This window comes from Petrotoga sibirica DSM 13575 (assembly GCF_002924625.1).
GTDB classification, from domain to species: domain Bacteria; phylum Thermotogota; class Thermotogae; order Petrotogales; family Petrotogaceae; genus Petrotoga; species Petrotoga sibirica.
On record NZ_JAHC01000043.1, the window covers coordinates 1 to 10,185 of the forward strand.

The following is a 10,185-nucleotide window of genomic DNA, read 5'->3' on the forward strand; positions in this document are numbered from 1 at the left end:
TGGTTGATGAGGTACTTGACAAAAGGGGTAAAAAAAAGATATCACTCCTCATAGAACAAAAAACAAAAAAATAAAAAGAGAGAGAGAGAGGAGCGATATCATAAGCAACAAAATTATAGCACAAATACTGGGTATTGATAAAGGCTTTAAGTTAAAAGACAGAAAAGATTTGAAAAAAGAGGGAGAGATTTATTTTGAAGTGGGATATTCGAAAAAGATAGAGATACCAGAATGCCCGTATAAATGTAAAGGATGTAAAGACAAGCGAGAATACATAGTACGTAACGGTAAAGCAAAAGAAAGGATCATCAAGGCTGGCAAAGTTGGGACACAAAGAATATATCTGATACACAGACCACCATTTAGAGGGTTTAAGATGGTGACGACGATAGTAGAATTAAACACATCAAAGACGATAGCAATATTAAAATCAGACAAAAAAGAAGAGTTGAAAGGATTTTTAAATAAAATACCGTATGAAATAAAGCAAAAGATAACAGAAGCAGCTCTCGATATGAGAGTCTCGTTTAAGAATGCAGTCAAAGAAGAATTACCTGGAGTGAAAGTAGTAGCGGACCATTTTCATGTAGTAAAAGACGCACAGAAAAAGCTAAGAGAAAGTATAAAGATAGAGGAAGAGGTAACGAATAACAATAAAAAGATACCTGTAAGATTATTCTTTTTGAATGGAAAGAAATTATTAAAAGAGAAGAAAAAGGTGAAGAAATTATACAAAACATGGAAGGAACATCCATATCTAAAAGAGTATTATAGATACCTACAACCATATTTGACAAGGAGCCGTATTTCCTTAAATGCTGGAATAAGTTCTCTTTGCACATCTTGATTGCTTTTGGCAATCTCAGTCAGAGCAAAAGCGGTACTCCCTCTTGTCACTGTTCCTTTATTCTTTGCATTCTCTAAAAGTTTTGGGATGGCTTCTTTAACTTTATCTGGTAATTTTTGGGCAACATTGCCTATTATTCTGCAAGCTTCCCATTTCACTCTTGGTGCTTTATCAATGATATGAGCAATAACAAACTCAACGCAATTTTCAGCAAATTCAGGATTTTCTTTGGTGATATATTCTATCGCTTCCATACAGTTGCCTTTTTCAGCAGTGGTTCCAGCTTCAAAGCGTTGAATAAGTTCAGCGATTAGTTTCTTACTCTTTTGGCCTTCTCTTTGATTTTAGCATATTTTCAATTGTTAACATCTTTTCAACCTCTATAATTTACAATTATACATTATTTTTATATTTTTTGATATGGCGAAAGGGCGGAATGTCATATAACATTCTCAGGATTTCCGACGTTACCGTACCGTTAGGGTTGGCAGGTCTTTTGTTGTCATAACCCCTTACCTATCATTGCAAAAGAGATGACAAAGGTAATGTTCCAGACGGTAGCCGGTCTTTGGCGTAACGGAAATCCTATGTTATCTGAAGTACCACAACTTTTTTATAATAGATGTTTTATTCTTGATTTATGGTTTTCATATAGTTCTTCTAATTTTTTAACTGTTCCTACCCCTTTAATTTTTGCTTCTAAAGGAATTTCTTCTTTATTTATTATCTCCATACCTTTATTTATACAGTGTTTAATAGTTGATTGATTTTTGATACATTCAATCAGTAATTCTATATCCGCTACTAATAAACCTGGCAGATCACCTGGGAAAGGATCACCGATAACTTCACCTAAAAAAACGCAGATTCTGTTTTTCTTATAAGGTTCTCTGGTTCCATACCAATCAAAAAATAAATTTTCCTCTAGTTTTGATTCAATAGTATTAACTTCTAAGTTGGAATTGATTGTAAAAGGAGAATTCCACTCAATAATATTTATTTTTGTTTTTATTTCTTCTTTGACTTCCCTTCTTAATGTTTCAATAGGAGACTCTTCATTTTCAATTGAACCACCGATACAACCTATACCTATCACTATATTACTTCCAGAACAATGGTACCATTTATGACGTTTCTGTATTTCAAATATGTATTTATTCTTGTATTTTATAACTGCCGATGCTCCAACGGTTTTAATCATGTTTTTAAAATTCCCTCCTACTTTGGGGTATTTCAGATAACGTTCCGAGTGTTCCTGACGTGCTCGTGCCGTTAGGCCTGGGGTGACTTTTGCTGTATTTGTAAAAGTAATGGCAAAAAGCCATGTCCCGCAGAGTAGCCAGTTTTTGGCTTCACGAGAATACTATGTTAGACGACGTCGGTTAGTTTTTAAGAGCTTCATATATAGCGTTCCTTATACCCTCTTTAGGAGCTTCATGACCATACCATATTTCTTTACCATTTATGAAAATTCCCCTGTCAATTTGATAACGGAGAAGAATATGTCTTTCATCAGCACAATATTCATTAAGTAAAATTTTATCACCAAATTCCTCTGCTACTTCCCTAACTCTTTGAGCCTCTATATAACTTGTGGGACAAAATGTATTCCAAAAAAGATCAATCGTTATCTTAACTTTATTTTCTCTAAAATTATAATTTGGTGTTAATAATTTTGGTTCCGTTACTCTTCGATCATATACTTTCCATAAAATTGCTTCGTCATTTTTACGCTTTACTACCTTGAATCCGCATTTTTCAAAAAAAGCTGCCGGCATAAACCAGTGACTATGATAATAACCTATTGTAACTAAACCTTTTAAACCTTGACGAAGTGTTTCTTCTTCTGCATACGCAATAAGTTTTTTTCCTATTCCTCTTTTTCTTGCTTTACTTAATACTACTAAACAAGGAATTACCAATAAGTCTTTACCAATAGGACCCCAAGGACATATTTCAATAGGTATAAGATGCATAAATCCTACTGGTTCATTATTAATATAAGCAACTTTTGTTCTAACACCTTTACTATATAAACCTTGAAGCCAACAAATTCTCTTTTTAGCTGCAAAGTCTATCTCGTGTCTTGAAAGACATTTTGGTGTATCATTGACATGTGTACATGTTCCAACAAAGAATTTGTCTGTATCATCCATCTCGTGTATTTTTACTAAGGCCATATAAACCACTCCTGTTCAATTAACCAATGTCATCTAACATTTTGAGTGTTTCCGACGTGCTCGTGCCGTTAGGCCTGGGGTGACTTTTGCTGTATTTGCAAAAGTCATGACAGAGAGCATGTCCGAAGACAGGCTGGTCTTTAGCCGAAGCGGGAACACTGCGTTATACGACAGCCGTTTATTAACCATTAATTGGGTACATCAAAAACTAAAACTGTTAATATCATTTCTCTATTTGGGTCATTTGGATGCCCTAAGATAAAACGAAATCCAGTTTCCTTATCGTATTTTACACTTTTTTTACAGCTAGAATGTTCTAAAATAACTGGTGTAATTTGGTCTAATACGTTTGATAGATTTTTATTTCTGTTAAAAATTATTAATGCAGTTTTAGTATCTCTCCAGGTAGTATAACTTAATAGTTGATCTACTGCCTCAGATAAGGCTTTTTGTCCACGCCAGATTTTACATTCAGCAATAAAAATACTTTTATCATTCACCCTAATTAAAATATCAGTTTTACCACTCAAATTAAAAGTTTCACCTGTTTCTTGACCCTCATAATGGCTATTAAGAGGAACTAAAAATTGGTCTCGTAATTGTTCTTCTTTCATATCTTTAAATGTGTTTGGACTTCTTTCAAGCATTTTTGCAGTTTTACATATTACTTCAATGATATGTTCATATTCTTTCATATCTAAAACTAGTTCTGGTTGATAAGGTTCGTTGGTAGCTTCAGGCGGTTTTGGAGTCACTTTTCTACGTACTTCAGGAGCTACATACGTTGACTCTTCATCTTCTCTTCTTTTTATAGGAAAATCTAATTCATCAATTAATTCCCTATCCTTAAGTAGTTTATCTCTTCTACTATCAATCATCCCCTTTGCCTTTTTGGTTAATGATTCATTCCAAGGTTTAATATCTTTATCTATCCAATTAATATATTTTTCTATATTATTTAATTCCTTATTTAAGTTTTTTTGAACAGATTTACTATCATGATTAGTTGTAGATATAGAAATACGTAAAATATTACTTTGAATATAACCTCTTGGTGGATTCGTTGTAAAACTTGATGGTAGACAATCAAATAAATCTTCCTCCCCTTCAAAGGGAACAAACAAAGTTATTTTAGTACCTTTAACATAGTATGGTTTTCTTTCATCTAATAAAATCCTTGATCTATCATGACTTACATCTACTTCAACCTCTTCTTGGTCAACATACATATTTTCTTTTAACAAATTTATTGGTTGTATAGAATATTTCTTAACAAAATAGTCAATTAAATCAGTTTCACTAGTATTTAATAATCTATTCCCATCATAAGATTCTATCTCCTTTTTCATTGAAGAAACTTGGTTATCCATAACTTTTCTGAGATCGTATTTAGAAAAAAGTAAATCTTCTCTCAAAATAATCAACTCCTTAAATATATAAACAGGCTGTTGTATAACGTTTATGGGTTTACGAAGTTGATGAGCCTTAGCCAGACTTGGCTTGGCGAATCAATTTGGGTGGAACGACGGTAGGAGTGGAACCGTAAACTCTGTGTTAGACGACGTATGCACCTAACATAACAAGGCTTTTCACCAGTTGTTAAACGGGTATAAGTTTTTACACATATAGACATTAATAAAAAAGCCATAGTCTCAAAATCTTTTTGATTAAATGGGTGACCTAATTTTTTACTGCTTTTTTGAGAAAAATGATGTAAATTTCCTCTAACTTTAACAATTAAAGAAATAACCCCTTCAATATCATATGAACAACTTTCTAATTTTAAAAACGATTTTAAGTTTTTATAATGTTTTTTGCTAGGGCCATTTTTAAATTCTTCTATAGTTTTGCTAACCGCTTCTTTAAGCTGATTAGATTTTAAAAATTCTCTTCTTATCTGGTAGTTTTTAGTTTTACCATTACCATATAAATCTTCTAAGTAAAAGTAAAAATTATAATAAGCATTTATATATCTTTTAAGTTCAAATTCATTTCTTCCTTCTTGGTAAAACGATAAGGGAATAATTAAATGTTCATATATCTCTTTTTTCAATTATCTCTTTTAAAATATCTGGTCGCATCTCTAAAGGAGCAATATCATATTGCTGAGTAAATTTTATATTATTTGCACCGCTATTATGAATCAATTTAGCTTCTTCTTTATTTTCTGGAACCCAAATTATTTCAGGTTCCCCTCAATATATCTTTTTTATGTGGAACCAAAAACTTCCTAAAGATTCAATTTGCTTAATCAAATCTATAATATCATCATGATATGGAACCACTGGTATATGAATTTGGGGAGTCGAATCCTCTTTTACAGTTATCTTGGGTAAATACTCTTTATAATCTTTAATGTTTTTACCAATTGTTAGAAACGTAACATAATTTTTTTGTCATTTTCCACTGATACTAAATAATTACCTACTTTCATTTTGTATGGTTTTTTAATATATGTATTACCCTCCAATTTAACTTTCAATCGATAAATCATTTTTAAAATCACCCCAAATGCATATGTCGTCTAACGTACCAGAGATTTAAGAAGTTCGTGAGTCTTAGGGCAACTGCTAGGGCGACTGCCCTTACCGAATGAATTTGGGAGCAACGATAGTGAAGCCGTAAACCTTGCTGTTAGACGAAGTCACCGGTTTACTTTTTCAACAATCATGTTCTTCGATTTCTTTTATTTTTTTCAAGTATTTGAGTAATATCCTTATTCAATTGTATTGATCTGTCATTAATTCCTCGATATTTCTTTCTCTCAGCAGTTCCGACATTGACATATGCCTTAATTGTCTTTTTGAAATCCTTCATAGCAATTTCTAATTTTTTATTCTTATTATCACACATATTATCACCTCACCCACAATTTTTAATATTTCTTTATAATCTTTGGTAAATCCTTTGGTTCAAACCTTTTTGTATTTCTATTCATATAATCAATTTTTAATAAATCAAAAGAATCCAATGTAAATAAAGGTCTCTTGTTACCTAAATTAATTATATATCCTCCAACTCCATAAAATTTTATTACAAATGGTAATTTTCCTTGTTGATATGTTAACATAATCCAATGACCATTTGAAGTAGTATTAATAACACTAAATGGAGAAGGCTTATCAGGTGTTAATATTTGAAAGTGATATCCCATATCACTAAGATTATTATTTATTCCTCCTAAAACAAATTGTTTAGTATCATTAAAAGTGGAATCTTCGACAAAGTTAATACCATATAATTTAGTAGTGAAATTTAAACTAATTTTAGCACAAATACTGGGTATTGACAAAGGTTTTAAGTTAAAAGACAGAAAAGATTTGAAAAAAGAGGGAGAGATTTATTTTGAAGTGGAATATTCGAAAAAGATAGAGATACCAGAATGCCCGTATAAATGTAAAGGATGTAAAGACAAGCGAGAATACGTAGTACGTAACGGTAAAGCAAAAGAAAGGATCATCAAGGCTGGCAAAGTTGGGACACAACGAATATATCTGATACACAGACCACAAAGATACATGTGTAAAAAAACAGGGAAAAGCTTCAGAAATGAGAAGATAAGTTATAGATGGCAAAAGATAACAGAAGCAGCTCTCGATATGAGAGTCTCGTTTAAGAATGCAGTCAAAGAAGAATTACCTGGAGTTGAAAGTAGTAGCGGACCATTTTCATGTAGTAAAAGACGCACAGAAAAAGCTAAGAGAAAGTATAAAGATAGAGGAAGAGGTAACGAATAACAATAAAAAGATACCTGTAAGATTATTCTTTTTGAATGGAAAGAAATTATTAAAAGAGAAGAAAAAGGTGAAGAAATTATACAAAACATTGAAGGAACATCCATATCTAAAAGAGTATTATAGATACCTACTAATGTTGAAATGGATGTATAAAGCAGAAACATATGAAGAAGGAAAAAGAAGGTTACACATATTGATAGGGATGATGGAAGAAAGTGAAGGTCCTCAGGTATGGAGATGGGCCAAAACATATATAAGGTGGGAAAAAGAAATACTTCAATATTTCGTTAATAGAACAACGACGGCTAAAGTAGAAGGACATCATACACACATAAAATTAATAAAAAGAATAAGTTTTGGATTCAAGGAAGTTTTGAGATATACCAAAAAAGTTCTATTAGGAGTGATGCCAGAAAGATTCATAAAACTACCAAATTTCATCACAGAAGGAACAACATATTGTAAACAGTTATCCTTTCTGAGCTGAAACTACTCAACAAAAAAAGCTGTATTACCCTTGTCATCATCTCTTCAGTCTATTCTATCAACCATATTTGACAAGGAGTCCAAATTTGATTTGCTTTTTGTTAGTTGAATGTTGTGAGATTTAAAAGAGCACTAAATGATTTCTTTTTTATGATATAAAAGATATTTTTCTATGAAATTTAATTCATAAAATAAAAACCTTGAAAATTTTTTCTAGACTTTATTAAGTAAGAAATTATTACTACTATCAAAAAAGTGCTATATATTAAAGATATTAAAAGTTAATTAAAATGCATATTTCAGACTTTCTAAACACCAAAAATTAAAAAGGAGGCTAAATTTCATGAAAGTTTTAGTTACTGGTTTTGAACCTTTTGGGAGCAATAAAATAAATCCAACAGAAAAAATTATCGACTCTCTGGCAAACGAAGAGTTAGAAGGAATTTCAATAATCACAAATGTTCTACCAGTTGTGTTCAAAAAAGCTGATGAGATCTTAGCAAACTTATTGGCAGAACACAAACCTGATATCGCAATACATTTAGGATTAGCAGCTGGTCGAAGCAGTATAAGTTTAGAAAGAGTAGCTATAAACCTGATGGATGCTAGAATCCCAGATAATGAAAATTTTCAACCAAAAGACGAACAATTAAGAAAAGATGGGGAAACAGCTTACCTTTCTAAACTACCAATAAAAGAAATAGTCAACGAATTAAGAAAAGAGGGCATCCCTTCTGTTGTTTCTAATACTGCTGGATTGTATGTATGCAACGAAGTTATGTATTTAAGTTTGTATCATTCGGCAAAATTCGGATTTCCTGCCAAGACAGGTTTTATTCACGTTCCTTATCTACCAGAACAAGTAGTTGAAAAATTTCTCACAAATGGTCAAAATATACCTTGCCTGCCGTTAGACTTACAGGTAAAAGCTGTAAAGATAGCAATTCAAAAAACTCTAAAATTATAACTTTTATATTTTAAAAAGATGGTCTAGAGATGGATTGGTTGCCTATTTTAGGTTTTTAATCGTTGTTTTAGGTTTAGCATTGGGAAGTAAATTTAACATCAATCCGCTTATATCTGTTCTTTTAGGTGGTTTTATTTCAGGACTTTTAGGTGGATTAAGCGTAGTGCAAATTCTTGAGGTAATAGGTTCATTATTCATTGCTAATAGAACCATGATTCTATTTTTAATTATGTTACCAGCTATCGGAATCACGGAAAGACATGGTCTTATGGAACAAATGGGACATTTGATATCTAAATTAAGAGCAGCTACTCCTGGAAGAATAGCTTATATCTACCAACTTATAAGAGAGGTCTTTGTAGCAATAGGCATAAGAATAGGAGGACACGCTGCATTCGTAAGACCTTTAATTTATCCTATGGCAAGAGGGTCTTTGGGAAATGCTGAAATTAGTGAGGATGATGAAGAACAAATCAAAGCTATGACTGCCGCATCAGAAAATATAGGAAATTTCTTCGCACAAAACGTTTTCCCCGCCTCAGCTGGGCTTCTGTTGATTCAAGGAGTTATGGCTGAAATGGGTTTTGAGCTGAGTTTAACTAGTTTAGTCAGAGCTGCCATTCCCATGGCTATAGTTGCCGCTATCTATGGATTTATTTACTATATGATCTTAGATAGACGATTCAAAGGGGTGAGTAAATAATGAAAGAATTTTTCTCTTCCAAAAATACATTAGAAATTTTCTATATTTTAATCGGATTAATGTTACTATATTATGCATGCCTAACTTGGAAAGATGAAAAACATCAACAAAAAATTGGAACTATCATTTTTTGGGTAATATTGGCTATTTTATTTATTTTTGGAAAATGGTTACCCCCTGTCGTTTTTGGTATTTTAGTTGTCATAATTGCAATTGATGCAGGTATTGGTAAGATAGGAAAAGGTACCTATTTCAACACCTCAAAAGAGTTTAAAGAAAAAAGAAGAAAAGAACTTGGAAACAAATTATTAATTCCTATTTTAATTATTTCAGGTGTAGCCATTTTGTTCGCTGTTGTTGGATGGAATCCTTTAATTGGTTTAGGATTTGGGAGCGTCATTGCATTAATATTAAATAGATTGTACATTCCAAGAGAAACATTTGATCATATATTAGACTCTGGTATTAGACTCTGGTCGATCAACCAGCGATGCTATTGGTTGGGCTTTGGCCCTTCCGCCCTATTTAGGAGCATTGGGAGCCTTGTTCAATCAGGCAGGAGTTGGGGAAATAATCGCTAGTGGGATTGAAATTATATTCCCCGTTCAGAACCTGTTTTGGGCACTTTTTGCCTACGCATTTGGAATGGCTCTATTTACAAAAATTATGGGGAATGCTTTTGCTGCGTTTGCGGTCATCACAGCTGGAATAGGCATACCAATTGTAATCCAAATTCATGGTGCAGATCCTGCAACGATAGCTGTTCTGGCTATGTCTGCAGGTTACTGTGGCATCTTGATGACTCCTATGGCAGCTAATTTTAATATCGTTCCGGCTGCTCTTTTAGAAATGAAAGATAAATATCGGATTATCAAAATACAAATATCAATGGCCTTAGCGTTGTGGGTCGCCCATTTATTAGTTATGTATATTATGGCGTTCTAACGAAATTCATTTCATAGTAGATGAAGTCAAACTACAGATGAGAAAAGTTTTATATATTGAAGGTATTAAAAGTTAGTTAAAATGTGTGCTTTGAAATTTCTAAAAACGGTAAACACATATTATACGAGGAAGAGATATGGAAAAAATTTTTTATTGTTCTTATGGTTACTTTGTTGGGTGTTTTCGCTTTTTCACAGGTTAAAAACCCTGATATGATCTTCGATGCAACACTAAGTGAGCCCGACACTTTGGATCCTCATCATGCTTACGACACTGCTAGTGGTGAAGTTATTTTCAACGTCTATGACAACTTGGTAGCA

10 protein-coding genes and 3 pseudogenes are annotated in these 10,185 nt (G+C 32.4%); 7 read left to right on the top strand and 6 right to left on the bottom strand.

The genetic code is table 11. The features are described from left to right. Positions 1-100: 100 nt before the first annotated feature. Positions 101-781 (top strand): annotated as a pseudogene (locus AA80_RS09800) (transposase); the annotation flags it as partial. On the opposite strand, the gene AA80_RS09920 reads toward AA80_RS09800, so the two are convergent. The 6 genes from AA80_RS09920 to AA80_RS09830 form a co-directional block, all read right to left on the bottom strand. Continuing rightward, positions 769-1,101, bottom strand: a complete 333-nt coding sequence (locus tag AA80_RS09920; RefSeq protein ID WP_134080061.1) for a HEAT repeat domain-containing protein — start codon at positions 1,099-1,101, stop codon at positions 769-771. The pseudogene AA80_RS09800 and the gene AA80_RS09920 sit on opposite strands and share 13 nt — an antisense overlap. Positions 1,102-1,460: 359 nt before the next feature. Next, positions 1,461-2,048, bottom strand: coding sequence for an NUDIX domain-containing protein (locus AA80_RS09810; protein ID WP_103877528.1), 588 nt, complete (start codon positions 2,046-2,048; stop codon positions 1,461-1,463). A gap of 181 nt (positions 2,049-2,229) precedes the next feature. Next, positions 2,230-3,027, bottom strand: a complete 798-nt coding sequence (locus AA80_RS09815; protein WP_103877529.1) for a GNAT family N-acetyltransferase — start codon at positions 3,025-3,027, stop codon at positions 2,230-2,232. 188 nt (positions 3,028-3,215) lie between these two features. Then, positions 3,216-4,442 (bottom strand): hypothetical protein, encoded by a 1,227-nt coding sequence (locus AA80_RS09820; RefSeq protein WP_103877530.1) that lies wholly within the window; start codon positions 4,440-4,442, stop codon positions 3,216-3,218. A 44-nt stretch (positions 4,443-4,486) separates the two neighbouring features. Further along, positions 4,487-5,080, bottom strand: coding sequence for a hypothetical protein (locus AA80_RS09825; RefSeq protein WP_103877531.1), 594 nt, complete (start codon positions 5,078-5,080; stop codon positions 4,487-4,489). Positions 5,081-5,694: 614 nt separating this feature from the next. Continuing rightward, positions 5,695-5,880 (bottom strand): hypothetical protein, encoded by a 186-nt coding sequence (locus AA80_RS09830; RefSeq protein ID WP_103877532.1) that lies wholly within the window; start codon positions 5,878-5,880, stop codon positions 5,695-5,697. A 410-nt stretch (positions 5,881-6,290) separates the two neighbouring features. Here AA80_RS09830 and AA80_RS10540 point away from each other — a divergent pair. The 6 genes and pseudogenes from AA80_RS10540 to AA80_RS09865 form a co-directional block, all read left to right on the top strand. Continuing rightward, positions 6,291-7,251 (top strand): annotated as a pseudogene (locus AA80_RS10540) (ISL3 family transposase). A 342-nt stretch (positions 7,252-7,593) separates the two neighbouring features. Beyond that, entirely contained in the window at positions 7,594-8,217 is a 624-nt protein-coding gene (locus AA80_RS09845; RefSeq protein WP_103877534.1) for a pyroglutamyl-peptidase I, read from the top strand. Positions 8,218-8,251: 34 nt separating this feature from the next. Further along, positions 8,252-8,920, top strand: coding sequence for a 5-oxoproline transporter, DUF969 family subunit (locus tag AA80_RS09850; RefSeq protein WP_158248405.1), 669 nt, complete (start codon positions 8,252-8,254; stop codon positions 8,918-8,920). Further along, positions 8,920-9,501 (top strand): 5-oxoproline transporter, DUF979 family subunit, encoded by a 582-nt coding sequence (locus AA80_RS10385; RefSeq protein WP_103877536.1) that lies wholly within the window; start codon positions 8,920-8,922, stop codon positions 9,499-9,501. Before AA80_RS09850 ends, AA80_RS10385 begins: the two co-directional genes overlap by 1 nt. After that, a complete protein-coding gene (locus AA80_RS10390) occupies positions 9,428-9,865 on the top strand; it encodes a 5-oxoproline transporter, DUF979 family subunit (protein WP_255396823.1) in 438 nt (145 codons plus the stop codon). The genes AA80_RS10385 and AA80_RS10390 overlap by 74 nt, the downstream gene beginning before the upstream one ends. Before the next feature lie 83 nt (positions 9,866-9,948). Then, positions 9,949-10,185: pseudogene (locus AA80_RS09865) on the top strand (hypothetical protein); the annotation flags it as partial.

What these genes read in the sequence shown, in the direction of transcription:
- AA80_RS09920 (WP_134080061.1), bottom strand. Translation starts at nt 1,101, where the DNA reads ATGGAAGCGATAGAATATATCACCAAAGAAAATCCTGAATTTGCTGAA.
- AA80_RS09810 (WP_103877528.1), bottom strand. Translation starts at nt 2,048, where the DNA reads ATGATTAAAACCGTTGGAGCATCGGCAGTTATAAAATACAAGAATAAA.
- AA80_RS09815 (WP_103877529.1), bottom strand. Translation starts at nt 3,027, where the DNA reads ATGGCCTTAGTAAAAATACACGAGATGGATGATACAGACAAATTCTTT.
- AA80_RS09830 (WP_103877532.1), bottom strand. Translation starts at nt 5,880, where the DNA reads ATGTGTGATAATAAGAATAAAAAATTAGAAATTGCTATGAAGGATTTC.
- AA80_RS09845 (WP_103877534.1), top strand. Translation starts at nt 7,594, where the DNA reads ATGAAAGTTTTAGTTACTGGTTTTGAACCTTTTGGGAGCAATAAAATA.
- AA80_RS10385 (WP_103877536.1), top strand. Translation starts at nt 8,920, where the DNA reads ATGAAAGAATTTTTCTCTTCCAAAAATACATTAGAAATTTTCTATATT.